The following is a 25,487-nucleotide window of genomic DNA, read 5'->3' as shown; positions in this document are numbered from 1 at the left end:
AATTAGTAAGATGAAGACGAAACACTACTTAACGATGATAGCGATTCTTATGTCGATGGGATTAAGTATGGCCCAAGCTCAAAATCCTGAGTGCATGACCAATCTTTCCATTTACGCAGAACACGCAAAAGTTAAAAATTACGATGCTGCCTATGAGCCTTGGAAAATGGTCTACGAAAGCTGCCCAGATATCAACAAGGCAAACTTTACCTATGGAGAGCGCATCTTAAAGCACAAAATTGAAAACTCTTCCGGAGCGGACAAAGATGCATATATCCAAGAGTTGTTGACCATGTACGACAACAGTGGAAAATACTTTCCAAAAAAATTCCCGCCAGCACCAAGGATTATAGATGCGGTGTTGTTGAAGTACGATAATAAAATGATTTCCGACAGTGAGATCTACGAAATGCTTGGAAAGGGTTTTAAAGAAGATAAGAATAACTTCAAAAATCCAAAGGCACTTTATCTATACTTCTCAAGCTTGGTTGATTTACATGACGGAGGTAAAAAAGATTTACAGGAAGTTTTCGATACCTATGATGATGTAACCGAAAAAGTAGAAGAAGAAAACAAGAAATTGACCAGTGTGGTTACCAGATTGCTTCCAAAAGATTCTTTAGGAACAATTACTTCAAAAGAAAAACGACAGCTTAAAGCAGCTACCGTTAATTCAAAGTCGTACGGTAAAATTGCCGGTAGTATCGATTCAAAATTGGGAGCACTTGCAGATTGCGGCAACCTTATCCCATTATATGAAAAGAGCTTCGATGCCAAAAAGAACGATGTAAATTGGGTGAAACGGGCCGTGGGAAGAATGTTCTCAAAAGAATGTACCGATGACCCAATGTTCAGAAAATTGTTTGAGGCTCAGTTGGCCTTGGATCCATCCGCAGATGCATATATGTATGGTGGGGTGTTAAAACAAAAATCTGGAGACAACAAAGGCGCTATTGCTGACTTTAACAAAGCGGTGGAATTGGAAACAGATTCCCATAGAAAATCCAATATCCTATATAAAATTGCCACCACGGTTAGAAGAAGCAGCAAATCACAAGCACGAAGCTATGCTCTTAAGGCCATAGATGCTAACCCAGCTAATGGGAAAGCGTATTTGTTGATTGCAAATCTTTATGCCGGTAGTGCCAATGCATGTGGCACCACTACATTTGAAAAAAGAGCAATCTATTGGAAAGCTGCTGAGATGGCAAGAAAAGCTGGCCGTGTAGACCCATCCTTAAGTGGGCGTGCAAGCAAGTCGGCAGCCAGTTACTCCGCAAAAGCTCCCACGAAAGAGATGATATTCAGCTCTGGTATGGCCGGAAAACGTGTTACTTTCAGCTGCTGGGTAGGCGGTAGCGTAAAAGTACCGAATTTGTAGTGTGAAACAAACATTCAAAAATATTTTAAGGAGTTTTGCCACGGTTCTCACCGTGGCATTCCTTTTTATGTCCTGTAAGGACAACTACCAGCGAGTAGGAGAAGAGGCTGTTAAACCTATTTTTCCACAAGGGGTGGCGCAGAATTTTACACTTACCTATACTGAGACTCCAAAGGAGTTGAGCACCGAAGATGCCGATAGTTCCAAGGTCATTGCCATTCTTACCAGCCCCATTACTGAAGATTATGACAATCAGAGTTTCAAATACCGTACATTCCCAGAAGGATTAGTGGTGGATTTTTTTGATGAGAAAAACCAAAAAAGTGTAATTATAGCCGATTATGGAATTGTCTACTCACAGACGAATTTGATAGATTTGCAAGGCAATGTGGTTATTGAAACCCATGACGGCAAAAAACTTGAAACACCACAATTATTTTTCGATAGAAAAAACAATTGGATTTTCACTGAAGAGGTCTTTACATACACCAATCTAGAAGATGGTTCGATAATGGATGGGGAGGGATTGGATCTTAATAGAGAGTTCAGTTATTTTAGGGCTCATAAAACCTATGGTTTGTTGACCATAAAAGAAAACGTAAACGAAGAACGGGATGATTAAAATTTTAAGATATACGGAATATTTGTATTTGGCTGTCGCGGTCATTTCAATCTATAAAATTGCTGAACTTTGGAGTGTCGACCCCAAGGAAACCTATATATTCATTTTCTTTGCCGTGGTTTCCATAGCCATGTTCCTTTTTAGAAGAAAATATAGGAAGCGATTCGAACAGCGAAAAAAAGATAACCAATAAACGAACTGTTGAGTTCTTCGGTGATCATTATTATACTTTCACTAGTATTCTCGGCTTTCTTTTCGGGAATGGAAATTGCCTTTGTCTCTGCCAACCGAATTCACATTGAAATTGAGAAAAAGCAAGAAGGTTTTTTTGCCAAGGTACTGACCTGGCTTACCCAAAAACCTTCGAAGTTTATTGCCACCATGCTTATTGGTAATAACATCGCTTTGGTGATTTATGGATTTTTTATGGGAGATTTATTAATGGAATGGTTCCAAAAACTATTGCCTACCACATCCAATTTTATAAACGTACTTTTAACGGACTTCAGTTTACTTTCCCAGACCATCATATCCACGGTAATCATATTGATCACGGCTGAGTTTCTGCCCAAAGTGTTGTTTCAGATTTATTCGAACACTCTGCTAAAGGTTTTTGCTCTGCCAGCTTATTTCTTTTATATTTTATTTTCTGCCATATCATGGTTTGTGATCAAGGTTTCCGATTTTATACTTCGCGTTTTTTTTAAAACAGAGGGCGATCAGGTACAATTGGCATTTACAAAGTTGGAGCTAGGGGATTACATTACTGAACAAATGGAGACAGTGGAAGAAGAAGATGAGATTGATTCTGAAATCCAAATATTCCAAAACGCATTGGAATTTTCAACCGTAAAGGCTAGAGAGGTCATGGTGCCACGTACCGAAATAATGGCAGTGGAAATTGATGAAACCCCAAAGAACCTTGCCAAATTATTTTCAGAGACCGGATACTCCAAAATATTGGTTTATAAAGAAAATATTGACGAGATTATTGGATACATTCACTCTTACGAACTGTTTAAAAAACCAAAAACCATAAAAAGCATCCTACTTCCGGTTGAATTTGTTCCCGAAACCATGCTGATCCAGGATATATTAAATGTATTGACCAAAAAACGGAAGAGTATGGCTGTGGTCCTGGACGAATATGGAGGAACTTCTGGAATAATGACCGTTGAAGATATTGTGGAGGAACTTTTCGGTGAAATAGAAGACGAGCATGATTCTACCGATCTTCACGAAGAACAACTGAGTGAGAACGTGTACAAATTTTCAGCGCGTTTGGAGGTGGATTACATCAACGAGAACTACAAGTTGGAACTTCCAGAAAGCGAAGAATATGAAACTTTGGGCGGATTGATCATGAGTGAAACGGAAGAAATCCCTGAATTGGATTCAGAAATTAAGACCGAAAATTTCACCTTCCGTATTCTCGAGGTGTCCAATACCAAAATCGACCTTGTAAGTGTGCACGTTCATCCTGAAGATTAACAGTTTCCAGACGTTGTGGCACTTTCCTATTTGAAAAGAAAATGGTATTTTCGCCCACTGAAAATATAGAAAACAAGCAGTAAAATGGCAATATTAGAGAATATTAGAAAACGAACGACCGTATTGATTTTAATCATTGGTATGGCACTGTTCGCATTTGTAATATCAGGAGTCTTTACCAGTAACGATTTTGCTGGAGGTGCAAAACCTGGTTCCGCGGTAGCTGAAGTAAATGGAGAAAGTATTTCCATTGATGATTTTAGAAAGGAAGTTGAAACTGCCTCAAGAAGATTTGGACCTAGCATTTCTTCCACCCAATTGGTGAACACGGTATATGATCAAGAATTGAGAAAGGCCATTTTAAATCAACAATTTGAGGATTTGGGGATTGATGTGGAGAGTGACCAAATTATTGAGTACGTTAAAACTTCCGGATATGCTCAGATTCCAGATTTTCAAGATGAAAACGGATTCTTTAATGAAGAAGTCTTTAGAAGTGCCATTGCAGATTGGAAAGCCAATGATCCTTTGCGATACGATGCTTGGTTGCAAGATGAGGTAAGAATTATCCAATTGGCAAAAGAGCGCATGTATTTTAACCTTATCAAAGGTGGTGTGGGAGCAACTTTGTCCGAAGGAGAATTCGATTATACCATGGCAAATGAAAAGGTGGATATTCAGTACGTTCGAGTGCCCTATACATCAATTGCCGATAGTACCATCCAAGTTTCCAAAGATGATATCCAAACCTATATAAACAATCACAAAGACGATTTTAAACAGGAAAAGGCAAGAGATATACGATTTGTGTTCTTTGAGGAAAAAGCCTCAGGAGATGACGAAAATAAAGTTAGGGAAGATATTACCAATTTAATTGAAGACAAGATTGACAAGGCAGCGGATACTACTTATGTTGAAAAGCAGTTTAGGAATACCGAAGACATGTTGGCTTTCTTGGACAGAAATTCTGATAGCAAGTTCGATACCATCTACAGGGCTAAAAACGAGTTGCCAGCTGTTGTGGCTGATACCTTGATGACTTTGGGTGTAGGTGAGATTTACGGTCCTTATCGAGATGGCAGTTTCTTCAAGATTTCCAAAGTAATGGACGTTAAACCCGAAGGTTCCGTAAAATCAAGCCATATACTTTTTGCATATGCCGGCGCGGAAAGAGCCGCTGCTGATATTACAAGAAGCAAGGAAGAAGCTGAGGAAGAAGCTAAAAAAATGTTGGTTGAAGCCAAAAAAGCCGATGCCAATTTTGCGACGCTTGCCAGAGAAAATTCAGATGACCCAACTGCGGTACAACGTTCAGGGGATATAGGTTACTTCCAAGAATCGAATCTTGGTTTGGCCGAAGCATATAGAAATTACTTGTTTTCACACGATTTAAACGAAATTGGGATGGTTGAGACCCCTTTCGGGTTTCATATCATTAAAATTGATGACAAGCAAGACCTTGTTCAAGTTGCTACCATTTCAAGGGAAGTTGAGCCTTCAGAAGAGACTATCAACACTTTGTTTACCGATGCCACAAAATTTGAGATGGCATCCATCGATGCAGAGCCAGAAGCTTTTGGGGACATTGCGAGAGAGAGTAGCTATACAGTGAGGCCCGTAAACAAAATCAAGGAAATGGATGAAAACCTTCCAGGTTTATCCGAGCAACGAGGAGTTGTGCAATGGGCGTTTAATGATGACACTAAAGTTGGTGACATCAAAAGATTCAACATCAACAACGGTTATGCCGTGGTACAGCTTACCAAAAAATATAAAGAAGGAGTGATGTCCACAGAAGATGCTTCGGCAAGTGCATTGCCAAGAATAAGAAAAGAGCGCAAAGCAGAACAGATTATCGCTGCAAATCAAGGAAAAACTTTGGATGCCTTGGCATCTGACAATAATGTGGCCCTTTCCAATGCATCTGCTTTGACCTTGAAGTCGCCTACCATTCCTGGTGCAGGTCGCGAGCCTTTGGTTGTAGGCACAGCATTTACTTTGGCACAAGATGCAACTTCAACCCTTATTGAAGGTGAAACAGGTGTATTTATGGTGAAGGTTACCAAAAAAGAAGATGCTCCAAATGTTGACAATTTCAGTACGTATGCCAATACCTTGAAAACAAATGCAGCCAGTCAAGTGAACAATGCCGTTTACAATGCACTAAAAGAAGGAGCCGAAATCGAAGATAACAGAGCTACTTTTTATTAAGAAGCAGAGAAAAATTACAAAAAGCCACTCTTAAGAGTGGCTTTTTTGTTTTGTAAACCGACGTATTCCTATTTTGGATTACGCTCTATCTGCTTAAAACACATATTTCATAATTCCCGTTTCTGTAGGCGGTTATCAAAATCTTATTTTGGGAAGGATGCCAATTGGGAAGCGTTTCCCCATCTTCATTATGGGTTATCCTAGTTTTATTGGAGCCATCTTTATCCATAATATAAATTTCTGGTCGGGAGTTTTCCATGGATGTCACATAAACTATTTGCTTACCATCCCCGGACCATGAAGGACAAAAATTATGCTTTGGCCATTTAGTCAATCTTTTTTCTATTCCCGTTCTTATGTTTAAGCGATAAATTTCATCATCTTGATTTTCAGTATCCTTTCTTGAAAAAAATAAGATTTCCTTTCCATCCTTCGACCATTTGGGATAGAAGTTACGGTAATCGTTGTGTATGATTTTTTTCAGCATCTTACCCCTCTTGTCCAATAACGCAATACTACCTTGTTGCTCAGCCTCTTGAAAGCTTACGGCGATGTTATTTCCATTTGGAGAAAAAGCCGCAAATATGGGCTCTCCAGAAGTTTCAATTTTTTTTAGGTTTTGCTCTTTTCTTGTCGCTATTTTGAGGGTGTATAGCCGATTGGCCCCATTTCGGTCTGACTCGAACAGCAATTTTCTTCCGTTCGGATGCCAAGTGGGTCGTCTGTCATCTGAAGGGTTGTTTGTTAATCGCTGCACATTTCCCCCTTGATTGTCCATTAAATATATTTCCCAATTTCCATCTCTGTTCGATTCAAATACAATCCAATTCCCATCCGGTGAATAGGAGGCGTATCGGTCATCTGCTGCATTATGGGTAAGGCAGGTTTCTTTCCAACCATCCGTTTGACTTAACAACAGGAGTGGTAAAAGGAAGCTTGAGAAAACCAATGCTTTGTTCATTTTTATCCTTTTATGGGATAAAAAAGATAAGCATTTAAATGAAGTTGTTAATGGTCAAGAACCATTTCGGTGTAGGGAATAATGGTCTCATACCCTTTGGATTTGAAATAATCCATATTTTTTTTATTTCCAGTGGCCATGACAAAATCACCTCCCCAGCCGCCAAGACTTTTTACAGCTTTTGGGTAATCTGAAAAAAGCAAGGTTTTCACTGGCGGTAGCTCCAACACTTTCGATAAAATTTCCTCATGTTCTGCCATCAGCGATTCGAACACATTTAAAGTTGACGCGTCTGCCATTTGTTTGGTAATGGATGAGATACGGGCAATCAATTGGGTTTTATCAAAGTTTTGACCTCGGTACGCGGAAATCGCCTCTTTGCTGTTTTGTTTTCGGTTGAGGTACACAAAATGAAGTTCATCCTTAAATTCAGGATTAAAAGACACCTCCTTCACCTTCGGATGACTATCAATCAATTGATAAAGAATGGGAGAATTGTGTTGGGCGCAGGCAATATCATAACCACTTCCACCAAAGGCATTTTGTAACAATTGGTGTGCATCCACCTCCGCCCAGTGGGCAATATTGTTTATTAAGGTTGAAGAAGTTCCTAGTCCCCAATCTCGTGGAAAACTGAGTTTCGTTTCTACTTTAAATCCGGACACTTGAGATAGAAATACCGGATTTTGGTCTTTGGCTTGCTTTAGTAAATGGATTAAGGTTATTGATATGGAACTATCCGAAGCGGACTGTTGATTTAGCCCTTCCAAAGTGTAAGTGCCCTCAAACCAAATGCCCCCATTTTTATCCAGACTTTTCCATTCCAATAAGCCAGAAGAAGTTTCGGTTACCTCCAAAGATTGCCCATATTTGGTGGGGATAGCAAGTCCGACAGCCCCATCCAAAATGGCATACTCCCCGGAGAGCAACAATTTACCATTGCTGTAGAACTTTTTTTGCATTATTCGGATTGCATCTTTTCCAAAGCCGCTTTAACCGAAGCGTTCGTTACGGTGTGAGTTTTAAAATACTGTACCAACTGTTGTTTTTCACCTTCGGTGGCGCCCATTTGATTAAGGAGGTTCAGTAAGTGCATTTTCATATGCCCTTTTTGTATTCCTGTGGTGACCAACGACCGTACTGCCGCAAAATTTTGTGCCAGTCCCGCAACAGCAACAATTTGCATCAATTCTTCCGCAGAAGGGTTTTGTAGGATTTCCAGTGCCAATTTAACTAATGGGTGAAGCGAGGTAAGGCCTCCAACTGTTCCTAGCGCCAATGGAATTTCAATCCAAAATTTAAAAACACCATCTTGGACAGAGGCATGGGTTAAACTGGAATACTTGCCATCTTTGGAGGCATAGGCATGAACCCCAGCCTCAATAGCCCTGAAATCGTTCCCGGTGGCCAAGATAACGGCATCAATACCGTTCATAATGCCCTTGTTGTGTGTGACTGCCCGGTAAGGCTCTGCTTTGGCGATTTCCACAGCTCGAACAACTTTTTGGGCAAATTCGGCAGGTAAAATACCATCCTCATTCAAGGCTTGGACAGGACAACTCACTTCTGCCTTGACCAAACAATTGGGAACATAATTGGAAAGGATGCTCATAACCACTTCAATATCCTTTTCTTCCGAAGTAAATGCTGCATGCTCAACTGCCTTTTCCTTTAAGGTAGAAGCAAATTGCTCCAAGCACGAATTGATAAAATTGGCCCCCATGGCATCCTTGGTCTCAAAAGTGCAGTGCAATTGGTAATATCCTTCAATTTTGTCCGTGAGGTCCTTTAGGATGATATCTTTGATGCCACCACCCCTTTTTTCCATGCTTTTGGTGATGGCTGCCGTGCTTGTGTAGAATTCTGGCTTGATTTCATTGAAAAACGAACGGAGTTTTGTTGCTTCCCCTTTAAAAATAAAATGAACCTGTCCAACCTTTTCAGTACCGATAACGGTGGTTTTAAAACCACCGCGCGTCAACCAGAATTTTGCCGCTTTACTTGCGGCAGCAACCACAGAACTTTCCTCAATGGCCATGGGAATGGCATAAAATTGACCATTGATCAAGAAATTAGGAGCTATGGAAAAGGGCAAATAGTAATTGGAAACCGTATTTTCGATGAACTCGTCATGAATTTTTTGGACTTTCTTATCCGTATTCCAATATTGTTGCAATAACTGTTTTGTCCGCTCGGGATTCTTGGTAAAATTGGCCGCAATCCAATCAATTTTTTCCGCTTTGGTAAGTTTAGAAAATCCTTCAACAGGAGTGTTCATGTCGCTTGGTTAAAGGATTCAAATATACACATAATAGAATTTTGGCTTTTCAACCTACCTGATTTTGGCGTGGTTCTTGTCACAAATGCAATATCAAAGTTTATTTTTTGAATAAATATTAGTAAACTTGACGGTTTTTAATCAATTTTTAATTTCCATGCAAAAACAGGCCCTACTGTTCTTATTCACTTTCGGATTTTTAACCTTATCAGTTGCACAGAAGAAAAAGATAACCCTTGAAGATATTTGGGGGGGTACTTTTAGAACAGAATATATGGATGCGCTCCGCTCCATGAAAAATGGAAAACAATATACGGTACTCAACTTTGATAGTTCGCCACGGACCAGTAGCCTGGACAAATACAATTACGAAACCTTGGAAAAGGTGGAAACCATTGTAGCTTCCTCGGAGGATGTACCTTTTTTTACTTCGTACGCGTTTAGCAAAGACGAGTCCAAAATATTATTGGCCACTGAAATCGAACCCATTTTTAGACATTCACGACTGGGTGTTTATTATGTCTATGATGTATCAAACAAAAAAGTGACCAAGGTTTCTGATGATAAAATTCAGGAACCTTTGTTGTCTCCGGACGGTTCCAAAGTCGCCTATGTAAAGGAGAACAATATTCACATTTTTGACATGGGTTCTGGAGATACCAAGCAAATCACAACAGATGGAAGTAAAGGAACCATTATAAATGGTGTAACCGATTGGGTTTATGAGGAAGAATTCGCTTTTGTCCGTGCATTCGATTGGAACAGCAATGGAACCAAAATTGCTTTTCTTCGATTTGATGAAACCAATGTGCCCCATTTTTCCATGGATGTTTATGGGCAAAACCTGTATCCGTTCCAATACGAATTCAAATATCCCAAAGCAGGCGAAGTAAATGCAGAAGTTTCTTTGCATATGTACGATGTGGCATCAAGCAGCAGTTCCAATGTGAATTTGGGTGATGCCTACTATATTCCGAGAATCAAATGGATGAACAACCCAAACAGTTTGAGTGTACAGACGTTAAATCGACATCAAAATCATTTGAAACTACATGTGGTGAATGCGGTGGGCAATTCGGTTTCCCTGTTAATGGAAGAAAAAGACGCCGCCTATGTGGATGTGACCGATTACTTGACTTTTTTGACTGATGATAGTTTTATTTGGGTAAGTGAGATGGATGGATTCAACCACATTTACCTCTACGGAAATGATGGGAAGTTAAAAAATCAAATTACCGATGGTGATTGGGAAGTGACGGATTATTATGGATACGATGCAAAATCAAGAAAGATTTTTTACCAGTCCACGGAGAATGGATCCATTAATCGCGATGTATTCAGTATTGGGGCCAATGGCAAGAAAAAGAAACGATTGACACTTAAGGAGGGTACAAACGGAGCGGCTTTCAGCACCGATTATACCTATTTCATCAATACATTTTCCAGTGCAATTACTCCGTATGAATTTACCTTGCACAGGGCATCAGATGGGCAGAAGCTCAAAAACATCAAGGATAATTCGGTTTTGGATGGCCAGCTGGAAACCTATGAATTGAGTCCAAAGGAATTTTCAACAATTTCAATCAATGGCAACGATTTGAATATGTACATGGTAAAGCCTGCCGATTTTGATGAAAATAAAAAATACCCGCTCCTAATGTTTCAATATAGTGGGCCAGGATCACAACAAGTGGCAAACCGATGGTTCGGAAGCAATGATTATTGGCATCAAATGCTAGCTTCGGAAGGATACATAATTGCATGTGTAGATGGCAGGGGAACGGGCTACAAAGGACGCGATTTTAAAAAAGTGACCTATTTAAATCTGGTAAAATACGAAACCGAAGATCAGATAGCGGCGGCCAAAAAACTGAGCCAATTACCTTATGTGGATGAAAACAGAACGGGTATTTGGGGATGGAGTTATGGAGGACATATGAGCACCAACTGTCTTTTAAAGGGCAACGATACCTTTGAAATGGCGATTGCGGTGGCGCCGGTAACCTCATGGCGTTTTTATGACACCATTTACACGGAGCGCTTTATGCGGACCCCACAGGAAAACCCTGATGGATATGATAACGAATCGCCCTTTAATTATCCTGAAATGCTGAAGGGAAAATATTTGTTGGTTCATGGTTCAGGGGACGACAATGTTCATGTGCAAAACTCCATGCGGATGATTGAGGCACTCGTACAGGCCAATAAATCATTTGAATGGGCTATTTACCCCGACAGAAACCACGGAATCTACGGTGGAAATACAAGACTCCATCTATTCACCAAAATGACGGATTTTGTCAAGAAAAATTTGTAACCAAACTCATTAATATATGTCAGATAATGTAAAACCGGCCAGTGAGAAAGAGCTTTTTGGGCACCCACAAGGTCTTTTCTATTTGTTCTTTGCCGAATTGTGGGAGCGTTTCAGTTTTTATGGAATGCGGGCCCTGCTTACCCTTTATATGGTCAATGTTATTTTCGAAGCATTGGCAACAAGGGACTACGCGGCTGCGGCAGTATACGCTTCTTATGGTTCGTTGGTGTACGCATCAACCGTAATTGGAGGTAAAATCTCTGATTCCATTTTGGGAATGCGTGCTTCCATCTTTTTAGGAGGGGCTTTAATGGCCTTGGGTCATTTTGTATTGGCTATTGAGCATAATACCGCCTTCTTTTTGGCATTGGCTTTTATTATTGTTGGAAATGGTTTCTTTAAACCCAATATTTCAACCTTTGTTGGAACCCTTTATAAAGATGGAGATACCCGAAAGGATTCTGGATTTACAATTTTTTATATGGGCATCAATATTGGTGGTGCAATAGCTCCTTTGCTTTGTGGATGGCTCGGGGCAACTTATGGCTGGCATTATGGTTTTGGTTTGGCCGGAATCGGGATGTTAACAGGATTGCTTTTCTTTTGGAGCGGAATTAAAAAGAATGTCTTTGGAGAAGGTGGACAACCTCCAAGTGTAGAAGTGTATGAGAGAAAAGTAATGGGTATTCCTCAAAAACATTTGATTCCAATTCTTGCATTTTTATCCGCACCATTGATTGCCTTTTTGCTGTATTCCTATAAATCGTTAGGAGAAGAAGGAACTGCTTTCGCTGACACCAATATTGTAAACTTACTTTTTTACCTCATTGGGATAGCTGTTGTGGTGTACATGGGAACCATTATGATAAAATCTAATCCGGATGAGCGTAAAAAGCTGTTCATGGCAGTTTTGATTACCTTTTTTATGACCATTTTCTGGGGATTCCATGAACTTCATGGTAGTGTAATTACACTTTTTGCTGCACGGAATGTAAACCTTTCTTTGATTAATGCAAGTCAGACCAATGCGTTGAATTCCATTTTTATTGTTATTCTTTCAATCCCAATTTCCATAATGTGGACGAAGTTGGCGAGGAACAAGCTGAATCCAAGAACACCCTATAAATTTGGAATGGGATTGGTGTTGGCAGGTCTGGCCTTTTATGTAGTGTCACTTAGTGGCGGTAGTGCAGATGAAAATGGAATGGTACCCTTTTCATACTTATTGTGGTTGTATTTCTTGATATCTGTTGGGGAATTGTTCATGTCGCCAGTGGGCCTATCCAAAATAACCGATTTATCGCCCAAACGTATTGTGGCCTTTATGATGGGGGTTTGGTTTTTGTCATCGGCCTATGCGTTCCAAATAGTGGGCTTTATTTCGAAGCAACTAGCCATCGAAAGTGATGATAGCAATGTAGGTGGATTGGAAACCTTAGATGTTTACTTGGATGGTTTTAGCTTAATTGCCAAATACTCTCTGGTGGCTGGTGTAATAGTGTTGATTTTTGGACCCCTCATGAAAAAATTGATGGGTAACGTTCATTAGATCTCGACTGCGCTCGACCAGACTTAATCGAGATTAAAAACATAAAATCCCTTTTCACGAGTACTGTGGAAGGGGATTACTTTTTTAAAACAGGTTTGTTTCCATCGGGCGATATAGGATTTGTAGTTACTGCCATCGGCCAATATCAATTTAGGGTGAATAGAATCAATTAATCGTTCTAGATTGATTTTGGGAGATTGGGTCAGCAATAGAAAGTCGATTTGTTTTAATGGGGGATAGATGACTAGACTATCCATAATGTATAGTGTTTCTTTATCAATCGTATAACTGTATGCCAATGGATTTTGTGAAATGGACTGAATACGTTCGGCAATGGCAAAATCCTTTGCAATGCGATTGGGCTTAATGCTATCCGTACAATAAAGTTTCAAATTATTCCCAAACTGATGTAGCAATAAAGTGTTCCGGTTTTGATGCGCCAGAGTCAAGCTTTCTTGTTGCTGGATTTGAATCTGTTTCCAGATGGCCCAGGTTTGCAAAACAATTACGGAAGTCAAAAATACCAAAGTGTTTTTCCGTTTCGGTTGGGACAGCAATAACACCATGGAAATAATGGCTACGTATCCAACAAATAACTGAACCGAATCAAAAGAAATATCCCGAATCACAAAACCTTCCCGATTGGCAACCCAAGAAATAACGGAGTTCATTGTTTTGATAATGGCGTTATAGATCTCCACCAGAAAATAGGGCAGAAAATCCACCAAGGACAAAAGAATTACCAAAATGCCCATTCCCAGAATGATTCCCAAAAAAGGGATGATCAAAAGATTGGAAATAAAGAAAAGAGCTGGAAATTGATGAAAGTAATACAAACTAATGGGCAGTACCCCTAATTGGGCAGCCATGCTAACCGACAGCAATTGCCATGTTTTTCGAATCAAAAAGTTATCGGGAAACCAAAACTGCTGGAGTTTTGGATAGATCCAAACAATGGCAAGTACAGCAGCATAACTCATTTGAAAACCAACTTGAAAAAGAAAAAGCGGTTTCGCCAATAGAATAAAAAACATGGACAATGCCACAATATTGAACGCGTTGGTGGGTCGGTTCAAATGCATGGCGTAAGCGATAAAAGTGAACATAGTCACCGCTCTTACAATGGAAGGGGACAATCCAGCAATAAAGGCGTATGTCCAAAGTAGGACCACCACACTTAAAAGTTTTAGTGTTTTGCCTTTGGGCAATCGTTCCAAAGGAGTGAGAAGAAATTGGAACAGCAGTAATAAGATTCCAACATGAAGGCCGGAAACGGCCAAAATATGAATAGCTCCGGCATCTTTATAATTGTTGTAAATACTCTCAGAAATATCGTCGCGCTGCCCTAATAACAATGCCTGAATCACACCTAACTCCTCTTTTCCAAAATTTTGGGATTTTAAATTTGCAATGATATGCTCCCTAAAATTTGAAGCAATCCCCAAAAGTGAAATGGAAGGGTTTTCTTTTGGCAATAGTTGATCGGTTTGTACTTGTATCTGATGGTAAACACCCTGTTTTCTCAAAAAATCTTTATAATCAAATTGATGTGGATTCAATGGAGGATTGATTGCTTTTACCTTTGCGAACACAAAGACTTCATCATCAACCTTTAACTTTTTTGAAATAGAATCGGTGGAAACACTCAGTACAAGTTTTCCTGTGGATTGTTTTTTTTCCACAGAAAGGACGTCGACTACATACCGCTGATTAAAGGGATTGGGTTTAAGTACCTCCTTGATTTTGATTTCCCATAATTTGAAATCTTTTAAATCGGATTGGGCATAATGATGTTCCAAATATCTTGATTGAGACACTTGAATTACAAATACCCCAAGCATTATAGTTTGTAACAAAACGGTTAGTTCAAAATAGGGAAAATCTTTTCGTTGTTGTTTTTTGTTGGCCCAATATGAAACCGGAAGCAGCCCCAGTATCGAAAAAAGGGGTATGTGCGGACCAATTTCAAGATAGAATCCCAAAATAATGCCCGCCACAAGACACAAGGTCAACCTTATGGAAACAAAATCAAAAAATCGCATTATGCTATAAAATCCGCATTGCCTTTACAAAGGCATGGTTCCAATATCCTTCCCGAAGGGAAGAGACAATTACACCCCTAGAGGTTGTAGAGTGTATAAATTTTATATCGGTTCCTTTTACATCGACCACCAAACCCACATGATTAATGCGTTTTCCACGTTTGTTGGTTTTAAAAAAAAGGAGATCACCTTTAACAACTTGGGTCAGTTTTATTCGTTTTCCTTCTTCCGCCATTTGATGGGAAACCCTGGGGAAAAGAATGTCGTTTTCCTTTAAGGAGACAAAAACAAGCCCAGAGCAATCCATTCCTTTCCTTGTTGTCCCTCCAAATTTGTAACGTGTACCGCTAAAAGTCAAAGCCGTGGAAATAACCGCCTTGGCCTTTGCATCTTTTTTTTCTTCCTTTCTGGTTTTTTTTGGTGGAGAAACTTCCTCGGCAGAACCCTCGACGGAGACGACTAGGGGCTTATTCTTGCTATAGGTTCTTTTTTTTGAACCACAGCTCACAAGCAAAAATAGGGTAAGAAAACAGAGGGTCTTTTTCAACATCCAAGAATAATTTTTTTACTCTTGGCGTATAAATTAAGCATTTTCGATGATTAATTGGGCGGCTAATTGACTGGCACCTTTTCCACCCAATTTTTCTTTTAAGGATTTATAGTCGGATAATATTTGCTCCCTTTTTTGACCCGCTGTTATTTTGGAGAGCTCTTCTCTTAAATTTTTGGTTGTTAATTCATTTTGAATCAGTTCTTTAACGACTTCCTTGTCCATAATTAAATTGACCAAAGAAATATAATCCAACGTAATGATCCGTTTGGCAATTTGATATGAAATCCAATTTCCTTTGTAACAGACCACTTGAGGGATTTCAAAAAGCGCCGTTTCCAAGGTAGCTGTTCCACTAGTGACCAAGGCTGCATGGGAGTGTTTGAGTAAAGAGTAGGTTTGGTTGGAAACGTAGCCCACCTTGTCTTCTTTTAAGAAGGTTTCGTAAAAATCATCAGGCAAACTGGGCGCTCCTGCAATCACAAATTGATATTCTGGAAAATCGGAGCTAACCGATAGCATAACGGTCAACATTTTTTGCACCTCTTGCTTCCGGCTTCCAGGTAATAGCGCAATGATCGGTTTTTGAGGCTGAAGATGGTGCTCTTTTCTAAAAGTGGCCTCATCAACAATTTCGGTATTTTCAATGGCATCGATTAGCGGGTGCCCTACAAAATGAACTGGGAAATTGTGCTTTTGTTCGTAGAAATCCTTTTCAAAAGGAAGAATGACATACATATCGTCAATATCCCGTTTTATTTTTTCAATCCTGCCTTCCCGTGAGGCCCAAATTTGGGGCGAGATATAGTAATTGGTCTTGAAACTATGTTGTTTGGCCCATTTGGCAATTCGAAGGTTGAATCCTGAAAAATCAATAAAAATGATCAAATCGGGATTGAATTTCTGGATGTCCTCTTTACAGAATGAAATGTTCCTGAAAATAGCGGGAATATTTTTTAGGACCTCCAAGAAACCCATAAAGGCCATTTCTTTATAATGTTTGGCCAAATCACCACCGGCTTTTTGCATTAAATCACCTCCCCAGCACCTGATTTGAGCATCTGAATCTTGTTGTTTCAGGGCCTTTATCAAGTTGGAGCCGTGTAGGTCTCCTGATGCTTCGCCAGCGATTATGTAATATTTCATTTAAAGTTCAAATTCAAGTCCAAAACTTTTGTGCAATGATGAGGGTTTAGGCAAAGATTTTATAATATAAAATTACCAAAGCCGTCAATAGCGTCGCAATCATAACCCCACGTGCCCGATAATCCCTTTTTATCTTAAGAAAGCCAAAGAAGGCTACCAGGTTCAAGATAGCTCCTAAAGCCAACAAACTGCCAACATGACCCTGGGAAACCGCGGCATTAAAGGTTTCGGAAATGGATAAATCGGAAAAAAGTAAAATATATACCAAAGTACCAAAGGTATTTGCAATGATTCCAACTACAAAACCGATTAAAATCTCTTTTTTATTATTCATTTAAATTCCAATTATTAATGCGTGAAATGACATGATGGGCAGTAAGATCAAACTGTGTGGGCACTACAGAAACAAAACCTTGTGCCAAGGCCCATTCATCGGTATCCTCACCTTTGTCCAAAAGTTCAAATTCGCCTGTTAACCAATAATAATCCTTTCCGGTTGGGCTTGTACGTTTATCAAATTTTTCTCTCCAATTGGCTCTTGCCTGCCTGCATACCTTTATGCCTTTAGGCTCTTTCTCGGTTCTCGGAATATTGACGTTGAGGACGGTGCCTTTGGGAATTCCCTGGGTCAAAGCTTCTTGAACGATTTTTTTAACGGACGCTTTGGCATGGCTGAAATTTGCGTCCCAAGAATAATCACAAAGCGAAAATCCAATGGCGGGGATACCTTCAATACCCGCTTCAATGGCAGCGCTCATAGTCCCAGAATAGATTACATTGATGGATGCATTTGATCCATGATTGATCCCACTTACACAGATATCTGGCTTTCTGTCCAAAATTTCCTGTAAAGCCAGTTTTACGCAATCTGCGGGTGTTCCGCTACAGCTATATTCACTTGGAGCACCTTCTTCATGATCAATAATTACCTTTTTAGAGTACAAAGTGCTGTCAATGGTAATGGCATGTCCCATGCCTGATTGTGGGCTGTCCGGAGCAACAACTACCACCTCTCCAATTTCCTTCATTACCTGGATAAGAACCCTGAGGCCGGGAGCGGTAATTCCATCATCATTGGTGACCAAGATGAGCGGTTTTTTCATTTTGAATAATTAATGACGTAAAAATACGTTTTTCATAAGGATATGATACCCTTGCCGTTTAACAAAAAATTAAATGTGACGCACAGGAATGGCACGGTTTTTTCAGTATATTAGGGAATTCGTATGAATAGAAACGGGGATGGATTTAATGAAGAAATAGCCTTTGAAGGCGCATAATTTAGCTCCCAACAAACACCATATTATGAAGAAGAATTTCATCTTGGCACTTTTGGTAATTCTTGTTGCAGTAGCCTCCTGCAGTTTTACAAATAAATCTTTTGAAAACGATGATAAGGACAAATTACTTTTGGATTTGATCACTTATGTCCTTGAGCGCGGCCATTACGAACCCAAGGATTTGAATGACAATTTTTCATCCAATGTTTTTGATGATTTCATCGATATCTTGGATCCTACCAAAAGATATTTCTTGGCAAGTGATGTACGGGAGTTTGAAAAGTATCGGTTTATGATCGATGACGAGATCAAGAACACCGATATCACATTTTTCAATATTGTTTATCAAAGATTAATGAAGCGAATGGGCGAGGCACAGGAGATCTATAAAGAAGTGCTAGCTCAACCTTTTGATTATACACTCGAGGAAGACATCAATATAGATTACAAAAACCAAGAGTTTGCTTCCAATAAAAAGCAATTGAAGGAACGTTGGAGAAAACAATTGAAGTACATTACCCTTGGTGTTTTTGACAATAAGGTAGAAAACAGGTTGATCGAGGCAAGCGGAAATTCTGAAAATGATGTCCTTGTTGAGGCCGTTACCTTTAATGAGATTTCCAATAAAATTGATAGAAACCTGACCGAAAAGGAAGCAAGGGAAAACCAATTGGAAACGTTGGAGGAGTATTTCGATTTTATCGATGATCTTGAACGCAAGGATTGGTTTGTACAGTATATCAACACCATTGTGGATGAGTTTGATCCACATACCTTTTACTTCGCCCCAGATGACAAAGAAAGATTTGATATTGGAATGTCAGGAAAGTTTGAGGGGATTGGAGCCCGATTACAGAAAAAACCGGAAGGAGCTAGAATCATGGAGATTATTTCCGGGGGACCTGTATGGAGAGATCAAAGCCTTGAAGTAGGTGATGAGATTTTAAAAGTAGGCCAAGAAGGAGAAGAACCAATTGATATTGTTGGTATGCGCTTGGATGATGCCATAAAATTGATAAAAGGACCTAAAGGAACCATAGTGGATCTTACCGTGCGAAAAGTAGACGGTACCGTTGAGGTGGTGTCCATTAAACGCGATGTGGTTCTATTGGAAGAAGCATATGCTAAATCGGCAACGGTGGAAAGGGAAGAGCATAAATACGGTTTGATCAATCTTCCTAAGTTTTATGTTGATTTTGAAGATTATACAGAACGGAATGCCGCTACCGATGTTGCCAAAGAAGTTGAACGTCTAAAGAAAGCCGGCGTTGAAGGAATAGTACTTGACCTTCGTGACAATGGAGGTGGATCCTTAAAAACAGTTGTAGAAATGGCAGGTTTGTTCATCAAGGATGGACCCATTGTACAGGTACGTTCTTCAGGGCAACGGAAAGAAGTTCATGAAGATAAAGATGAAAGAATCCAATGGGATGGACCATTGGTCATTTTGGTAAACGAATTGTCAGCCTCTGCTTCCGAAATTTTAGCTGCAGCAATGCAAGACTATAAGCGTGCGGTGGTTATAGGAAGTAAACAGACTTTTGGAAAGGGTACCGTTCAAAATGTGATTCCTTTGGACAATATTGTCCGTAGCAATGAACATGGGGATTTAGGTGCTATCAAGCTTACCACCCAAAAATTTTATAGAATCAATGGTGGCTCCACGCAGCTGGAAGGTGTAAAGAGCGACATTGTGGTTCCGGATAGATATAGCTATTTGGATTTCGGTGAGAGAGGACAAGAAAACCCTTTGGGTTGGGATAAAATTACACCTGCTGATTATAAAATTTGGGATGGTTACATCGATTTTGAGACCACGGTTACCAATAGCAAAGCTAGGATGGCAGATAATAAATACATTAAGCTTATTGAAGAAAATGCACAATGGTTAAAGGAACAGCAAGATGAAACTGTTATTTCGTTGAATTACGATGATTATAAAATAAGAGAAGAGCAGGCCAAAAAACGCTCCGATCAATTTAAAAGCCTTAGAGAATATGATTCAAAATTGACTTTTGAATCCTTACAATATGAAACGGAACTGTTTACCCAAGATCCTGTGCTTCGAGAAAAAAGAGACCGTTGGCATAAAGACCTAGCGAAAGACCTTTACGTGGAAGAGGCTATAAACGTGCTTCGTGATCTGCAACTGAACAACATAAAAAACAGTGAAAGAAAATTGGCTAGTGTAAAAGGATAAACTATTGGATAATATAAAGTATAGCCGACTTATTTAAGTCGGCTTTTTTATTTTAAAAGGATGGTTAGATTTGTTGCCAAAGATGAAAATGAAAAATAAAACCGTTTATACCCTTCTTTTGATTGTCTGCGTGGTCGGTTTTTGGGTATTTGAAAACTTTTATACGCCGGACACTTATTCCAATCCGGAATCGGGAGAAACTTCTACAGTATTGAACGTGGATTTCTTGCCCAGTTCTACAACTGGTGAGGTGATCAGTCATCAACATTTTATGTTATCCTATAGTGAACCACATGAGCAAGCAGAATGGGTGGCCTATCAACTGAAAAAAAGTCATTTGACCTACGATGACAGAAAACGCCCCTACTTTATAGAAGACCCAAAAGTGAAGACTAAATCTGCTGATTGGCGTAATTACAAAGGTTCTGGTTATGATAGGGGTCATTTATGTCCTGCTGGCGATAGGCGCTTTTCAGAACAGGCATATAATGAGACTTTTTACACTAGTAATATAAGTCCGCAAGACCGTGATTTTAATGCAGGCGTATGGAACCGGTTAGAGCAAAAAGTGCGCTATTGGTGTAAAAAATATGGCGATTTGACTATAATAACTGGAGGGTTGCTTAAAAATGGATTGGAAGAAATTGGTGCTGAGGATGTGGATGTTCCGGAGGCTTTTTATAAAGTTGTGGCAAGAAAAAATGGCGATTCAATTAAAGTATTATGCTTTTTGATTCCAAACAAGGAAAGTTCGACTCCTCTACAAACTTTTTTGGTTACCGTAGACGAATTGGAAGAACACACAGCCATCGATTTTTTCGAAAATCAGCCAAAGATTTGGCAAGAAAGTGTGGAAGGAAAAATAGATGCCTCAGGCTGGAAATTCTAGATACCGTCTTTTAGTCTGTTTGAGTCCAATTTCAGAAATATAAAAAGGAGCATGGTAAAAAAGATAAGTCCAGAACCTCCGTAACTGAAAAAGGGCAGTGGAATCCCTATGGTGGGTAACAATCCAATCACCATTCCAATATTTACAAAGTAGTGTATGAACAAGATGGAGATGACACCGTAGCCGTACATTCGACTAAAATCGCTCTTTTGTCGTTCCGCAATAAAGATCAACCTAAGAAAAAGAAAAGAGAATAGCAGGATAACGGTTGCTGTTCCTGCAAAGCCCCACTCTTCCCCGACTGAACTAAAGATGTAATCCGTATGTTGTTCGGGAACAAAATCTCCTTTGGTTCGCGTGCCTTCTAAAAAACCTTTGCCAAAAAAACCCCCAGATTCGATGGCCTTTTCCGATTGATAGGTATTATAGCCTATGGTTTTTCTAATTTCTTCAAGTTTGCCCTCATCTTTTTCAAGGCTCAACCAAAGGGCAAAGCGGTCGCGATGTCGTTGTTCAAAAACATTATCGAAAACAAACCTTACGGATAGAGAAAACAAGATGGAGACTATGAGAACCAAACTAAATGGTAAAATAGCAATTTTGGTATCTGCTCTCTTAAAAGCAAATATCAGAACGGTTAAAATTCCCAGTCCAATCCCCACCCATACCGTTCCGAACATCAATGTGGTGGCAAAAAGGACTACTGCAAAAACGAGTATTCCGAGATAAAATAGTGGAAAACCCTCCCTAAAAAGGACAAAGAACAGGGAAAAATAAATTAATGAACTTCCTGGATCGGGTTGTGGCAATATTAGCAATGCAGGAAGCAGTATGATGACTAAGGCATAGAGCTGATGTTTTCGGTTTTTGATATCTGTTTGGATATCACTCAAGTATTTCGCAAGAGCAAGTGCCGTTGCAACTTTGGCCAGTTCAGATGGTTGAAGGTTAAAAAAGCCTAAATCATACCAAGAAGTTGCGCCCGCAATGGTCTTTCCAAAAACAAACAGTCCAAGCAACAAGAGCATGGCCATGATGTAAAATATGGATGCAAAACGCTCGAAAAAATTGGTTTCTATAAAAAGAACGAATACAATTCCTGCCAATGCCAAACCAATGAAAAAAAGTTGTTTGCCGTAGAGCGTGGAAAAATCCAATATAGAGGCATCGACATTGGTCATGGTCGTGGAGTAAATATTTACCCACCCTATAAAAACCAAAAGGATATAGATGAAAACGGTGAGCCAATCTATCCTCCCAAAAAGGCCCTTACCAGACATATTCATTTATCTTGAAAGGTTCACCACTATACGGCTTTGCATATTCGTGTTCCAGGGTTTTTTCAAGCATGCGCTTCTCCAAATCTTTTCTGGTAATTTCCCCCTTTATATACTTTTCTATCAATAGTGATGCAATATGTCCTGCATAACGAGAGCCATAATATCCATTTTCGATATATACCGCTAATGCTATTTTAGGATTATTGATGGGAGCAAAAGCTACGAAAACGGAATGGTCCGTTAGTTGCATACGTTCACCATTCACACGAACAAAATTTTCAACGGTACCGGTTTTTCCGGCAATTTCAATTTCAGGAATCTGTACCCATCTTGCAGTTCCGTATTTGTAAACGTTGGCCATGCCTTGGATGACAGGTTCAAAATGTTCGCGATCTATAGTGGTATATCTGGGTTCCGTATATTTTGGATCGACAGCACCCATATTTCCTACCGATTTAAGGACATGTGGCGTATAAAAATAACCGCGATTGGCAATGGCTGCGGCCATATTGGCCAATTGCAAAGGCGTGGCGGCAACCTCACCTTGACCAATAGAATTGGAAATGATTGTCGAGGAGGCCCAACTGCCGTCTCCATACCATTTGTCATAAAACGCCTTACCCGGAATACGTCCTGGTCTTCCCGTTGGTATATCGGTACCCAAATACCCCCCCAAACCAAAACTTTTCATATGCTTTTCCCATACGTCAATGCCTTCGTCAGTGGTATTATATTTTTCAAATATTTTCCGAAAAGTTCCGGCGAAATAGGCATTACAGGATTGATAAATACCTGAATTCATATCCCTTACCCCGCCACCACAATGGCACCCTTTCTTTTGGCTGCCCACATAAAAACCATTGTAACACCTGAACTTTGTTTTTTGGTCAATAACACTTTCTTGAAGGGCAACCAAAGCATTAAGGGTTTTGAATGGAGATCCTGGGGAAGGTTCGGCAGATATTGAACGATCGAACAAAGGTTGGGCAATAGTATCGTAATGAAGCTTAGTATAATTTTTGGAGCGTTCCCTGCCAACCAAGAGCGCAGGATCATAGGTTGGACCAGAAATCATTGCCAATATCTCTCCTGATTTGGGTTCAATGGCAACAATTCCACCTCTTTTGCCATGCATTAAACGTTCGCCATATTCTTGCAAAGTTTTATCCAAGGTGGTATGGATTTCCTTTCCTTGTTGGGGAAGAGTATCCAGTTTTCCTTCTTTATAAGGGCCAATATCCCTGTTGAAACGGTCTTTTTGAATATGTTTTACACCCTTTCGACCCCGCAGAATATCTTCATACTGTTTTTCAATTCCGGTTTGACCCTTTAATTCCCCTGCAACGTAATGGGGATTGTTTTTCAGTTCCCATTCGTTCACTTCACTAATATAGCCCAATACATTGGCAGCGCTGTTGGTCGTATAATATCTCAGCGATCTCTTTTGAATGTAAAACCCCTCAAAGTGCCTCATTTTTTCTTGAAGCCTGGCATAGTCCTCTTTAGACAATTGTGGCACCAAAACAGACGGTAATCTTGGAGAATAAACCCGAGCTTTTCTCATTTTATTGATAAAATGCTCCTTGTCAATCTTTAAAAGATTACAGAATTCAATGGTGTCCAAAGGTTTCGCTTCACGAGGAATGACCATGACATCATATGCTGGTTGGTTGCCCACCATAAGCTCACCATTTCTGTCATAGATGTATCCGCGTTCTGGATAGTCGTATATTTTTTTGATGGCTGGATCTTCCAAAACTTGATCAGGGGAAAAACGAAAAAGCTGCAAATAGGAAAGCCTCCCTATGAAAGTGAATCCGATGATGACAACAATGGAGGATAACAGCAGTTTTTTCATGGACAATTATATTTGAAGCATTGAGGTCACATTTATTTCAACGGAACAACAGCTTTTTTATTCGGTCTTTGGACTAAAAAGTGAACTAAAAAGTGAACATAGCACCAAAGTTACTACACCCGTGGCAAAAACCTTTTTCAAAATTAACAGGATATGGGAGATACTTAAAATTTCCAGTGAAAAGAAAACTATCTGATGAACCAATATCAAAAGTGCCATAAAGGTGATGCGCTGTACTTTGGTGGTATTCTTAAAGCTGAAATTTTGAAATTCATAGTTCACTCCAAAGCAAAATCTCATAATTAGAGGTCTTGCATAAGCAACTGTCAGTGCTGCTATGGAATGGAGCGCTAGAGTGTCGGAAAAAAGGTCGATTATAAATCCAAGGAAAAAGGAGGTTAGCATAAAAACTGCCCGATTACTTTTTAAGGGGTACCAATAGAAAAAAATCACGTATACCAGAGGATTGATGAACCCCATGAAATTTAGGGTGTTGAAAATAAGCACTTGTGTAAGTACAAGTAAAGCAAAACGAAGTGTGTTTATAAAAATGGTATTATTCATCTTCAGTAAGTGCCTCTAGTTCCTTTATTTCGTTCTTATTCGTATTGCTGATTAAATACACATTTTTAACATTGGCCATATCATTGAACAAGGCCACATCAATATTATACTCGCTTTGCGAGGTGTTTAGATCATATTTCTTTATTACTCCAATAGGTATGTTTTCGGGAAAAATACTGGACATGCCACCGGTAACAATTGTATCTCCTACAACAAGCGGGACCAATCGGGGTATGTCTTTTAATTGTGCGACCAAATAATCGTTGGCATCCCATACCAAGGAACCAAAAAACTCGGAGTTTTTGATTTTGGCATTAATGCTGGATTTTGTATTCAAAACACTCTGAACAGTGGCAAAATTAGAGGAAACATTTTCTACAATTCCAAGGATGCCTTCAGGGGTGATTACACCCATATCCTGAGTTACTCCGTGATTCCTTCCTTTATTTATGGTTAGGTAATTTCTTGGTGAGGAAAAACTGTTTTTAACCAGGCTGGCACTAAAAACTTCATAATCATTGATTACAGTGGAAGAGTCCGATGGCGGTAAATTTTCATCTTTCAGATTAAAGAGCAGTAGTCGAAGACGCTCATTTTCTTTAACCAGTCTTTTGTTTTCTTCACGCAATCCAAAGTAAGAGGAGATATTGGCACCAACAGTATAAACATTGCCAGTTAACCATTTGGAGGAATTAAAAAATTTTGATTGATGGTAAGAGTGTGACCGAATTGTCAAACTCAGTGAAATGACCATAAGAAAAACATAGAGAAATGCATTTCTGTTCCGTAATATAAAATTGATGATCCGCTGCATGCAATCGTATCATTAGGAAAGTCCGAAAACTTTCAAATGGCCCCAAAACGGTTT

Annotated in this window: 21 protein-coding genes; 9 read left to right on the top strand and 12 right to left on the bottom strand. The window is 39.6% G+C overall.

What is annotated here, in order from left to right:
- The first annotated feature begins 10 nt into the window (after positions 1–10).
- The 5 genes from ACULLG_RS00670 (at position 11) to ACULLG_RS00650 (ending at position 5,705) form a co-directional block, all read left to right on the top strand.
- A complete protein-coding gene (locus ACULLG_RS00670; protein WP_452124837.1) occupies positions 11–1,381 on the top strand; it encodes a hypothetical protein in 1,371 nt (456 codons plus the stop codon).
- A gap of 1 nt (position 1,382) precedes the next feature.
- Positions 1,383–2,003, top strand: a complete 621-nt coding sequence (gene lptC, locus ACULLG_RS00665; RefSeq protein WP_452124836.1) for an LPS export ABC transporter periplasmic protein LptC — start codon at positions 1,383–1,385, stop codon at positions 2,001–2,003.
- Positions 1,996–2,196 (top strand): hypothetical protein, encoded by a 201-nt coding sequence (locus ACULLG_RS00660; protein WP_452124835.1) that lies wholly within the window; start codon positions 1,996–1,998, stop codon positions 2,194–2,196. The genes lptC and ACULLG_RS00660 overlap by 8 nt, the downstream gene beginning before the upstream one ends.
- An 8-nt stretch (positions 2,197–2,204) precedes the next feature.
- On the top strand, positions 2,205–3,494 hold the full coding sequence (locus ACULLG_RS00655) for a hemolysin family protein (protein ID WP_452124834.1): 1,290 nt from the start codon (positions 2,205–2,207) through the stop codon (positions 3,492–3,494).
- Between the two features lie 84 nt (positions 3,495–3,578).
- The gene (locus ACULLG_RS00650) at positions 3,579–5,705 is read left to right on the top strand and encodes a peptidylprolyl isomerase (protein WP_452124833.1); all 2,127 of its coding nucleotides are present in this window, start codon (positions 3,579–3,581) and stop codon (positions 5,703–5,705) included.
- Positions 5,706–5,790: 85 nt separating this feature from the next.
- On the opposite strand, the gene ACULLG_RS00645 is transcribed toward ACULLG_RS00650, so the two are convergent.
- Genes ACULLG_RS00645 through ACULLG_RS00635 form a run of 3 tightly spaced genes read right to left on the bottom strand, consistent with a single transcriptional unit; the run spans position 5,791 to position 8,944 of the window.
- Complete coding sequence (locus ACULLG_RS00645; RefSeq protein WP_452124832.1) at positions 5,791–6,666, bottom strand: hypothetical protein; 876 nt, start codon at positions 6,664–6,666, stop codon at positions 5,791–5,793.
- 47 nt (positions 6,667–6,713) lie between these two features.
- Positions 6,714–7,628 (bottom strand): GYDIA family GHMP kinase, encoded by a 915-nt coding sequence (locus ACULLG_RS00640; protein WP_452124831.1) that lies wholly within the window; start codon positions 7,626–7,628, stop codon positions 6,714–6,716.
- Positions 7,628–8,944, bottom strand: a complete 1,317-nt coding sequence (locus tag ACULLG_RS00635; protein WP_452124830.1) for a hydroxymethylglutaryl-CoA reductase, degradative — start codon at positions 8,942–8,944, stop codon at positions 7,628–7,630. The genes ACULLG_RS00640 and ACULLG_RS00635 overlap by 1 nt, the downstream gene beginning before the upstream one ends.
- A 157-nt stretch (positions 8,945–9,101) precedes the next feature.
- Between ACULLG_RS00635 and ACULLG_RS00630 the strand changes: the two genes are divergently transcribed.
- Both ACULLG_RS00630 and ACULLG_RS00625 read left to right on the top strand, forming a co-directional pair.
- The gene (locus tag ACULLG_RS00630) at positions 9,102–11,261 is read left to right on the top strand and encodes a S9 family peptidase (RefSeq protein WP_452124829.1); all 2,160 of its coding nucleotides are present in this window, start codon (positions 9,102–9,104) and stop codon (positions 11,259–11,261) included.
- A 16-nt stretch (positions 11,262–11,277) separates the two neighbouring features.
- Positions 11,278–12,810, top strand: a complete 1,533-nt coding sequence (locus tag ACULLG_RS00625) for a peptide MFS transporter (RefSeq protein ID WP_452124828.1) — start codon at positions 11,278–11,280, stop codon at positions 12,808–12,810.
- A 23-nt stretch (positions 12,811–12,833) separates the two neighbouring features.
- Here ACULLG_RS00625 and ACULLG_RS00620 read toward each other — a convergent pair whose 3' ends face one another.
- From ACULLG_RS00620 to surE, 5 genes are read right to left on the bottom strand one after another with little or no spacing between them, the layout of a single operon-like run.
- Positions 12,834–14,852, bottom strand: coding sequence for a ComEC/Rec2 family competence protein (locus ACULLG_RS00620; RefSeq protein ID WP_452124827.1), 2,019 nt, complete (start codon positions 14,850–14,852; stop codon positions 12,834–12,836).
- 4 nt (positions 14,853–14,856) lie between these two features.
- Entirely contained in the window at positions 14,857–15,402 is a 546-nt protein-coding gene (locus ACULLG_RS00615; protein WP_452124826.1) for a C40 family peptidase, read from the bottom strand.
- A gap of 33 nt (positions 15,403–15,435) precedes the next feature.
- On the bottom strand, positions 15,436–16,548 hold the full coding sequence (gene lpxB / locus ACULLG_RS00610) for a lipid-A-disaccharide synthase (protein WP_452124825.1): 1,113 nt from the start codon (positions 16,546–16,548) through the stop codon (positions 15,436–15,438).
- 46 nt (positions 16,549–16,594) lie between these two features.
- Positions 16,595–16,882 carry a hypothetical protein gene (locus ACULLG_RS00605; protein ID WP_452124824.1) on the bottom strand — a complete coding sequence of 96 codons (288 nt, stop codon included), beginning with the start codon at positions 16,880–16,882 and terminating at the stop codon, positions 16,595–16,597.
- The gene (gene surE / locus ACULLG_RS00600; protein ID WP_452124823.1) at positions 16,875–17,651 is read right to left on the bottom strand and encodes a 5'/3'-nucleotidase SurE; all 777 of its coding nucleotides are present in this window, start codon (positions 17,649–17,651) and stop codon (positions 16,875–16,877) included. The genes ACULLG_RS00605 and surE overlap by 8 nt, the downstream gene beginning before the upstream one ends.
- A gap of 202 nt (positions 17,652–17,853) precedes the next feature.
- Here surE and ACULLG_RS00595 point away from each other — a divergent pair, with 202 nt between their 5' ends.
- Together ACULLG_RS00595 and ACULLG_RS00590 are read left to right on the top strand one after the other, a co-directional pair.
- The gene (locus ACULLG_RS00595; protein ID WP_452124822.1) at positions 17,854–20,028 is read left to right on the top strand and encodes a carboxy terminal-processing peptidase; all 2,175 of its coding nucleotides are present in this window, start codon (positions 17,854–17,856) and stop codon (positions 20,026–20,028) included.
- 88 nt (positions 20,029–20,116) lie between these two features.
- A complete protein-coding gene (locus ACULLG_RS00590) occupies positions 20,117–20,917 on the top strand; it encodes a DNA/RNA non-specific endonuclease (RefSeq protein WP_452124821.1) in 801 nt (266 codons plus the stop codon).
- Here ACULLG_RS00590 and rodA read toward each other — a convergent pair.
- The 4 genes from rodA to mreC form a co-directional block, all read right to left on the bottom strand.
- Positions 20,914–22,197, bottom strand: a complete 1,284-nt coding sequence (gene rodA, locus ACULLG_RS00585) for a rod shape-determining protein RodA (RefSeq protein ID WP_452124820.1) — start codon at positions 22,195–22,197, stop codon at positions 20,914–20,916. The two genes, ACULLG_RS00590 and rodA, sit on opposite strands and share 4 nt — an antisense overlap.
- Positions 22,187–24,055, bottom strand: coding sequence for a peptidoglycan D,D-transpeptidase FtsI family protein (locus tag ACULLG_RS00580; protein WP_452124819.1), 1,869 nt, complete (start codon positions 24,053–24,055; stop codon positions 22,187–22,189). Before ACULLG_RS00580 ends, rodA begins: the two co-directional genes overlap by 11 nt.
- 57 nt (positions 24,056–24,112) lie before the next feature.
- Positions 24,113–24,355: a hypothetical protein gene (locus ACULLG_RS00575; protein ID WP_452124818.1), complete on the bottom strand. Its 243-nt coding sequence runs from the start codon at positions 24,353–24,355 to the stop codon at positions 24,113–24,115.
- Between the two features lie 256 nt (positions 24,356–24,611).
- Positions 24,612–25,433: a rod shape-determining protein MreC gene (gene mreC, locus ACULLG_RS00570; protein ID WP_452124817.1), complete on the bottom strand. Its 822-nt coding sequence runs from the start codon at positions 25,431–25,433 to the stop codon at positions 24,612–24,614.
- Positions 25,434–25,487: the final 54 nt, after the last annotated feature.

The sequence above is a fragment of the Flagellimonas sp. 2504JD1-5 genome (assembly GCF_053618295.1).
Note: the sequence above shows the minus strand (reverse complement) of the source record. Positions and strands in the feature narration are given on the sequence as shown.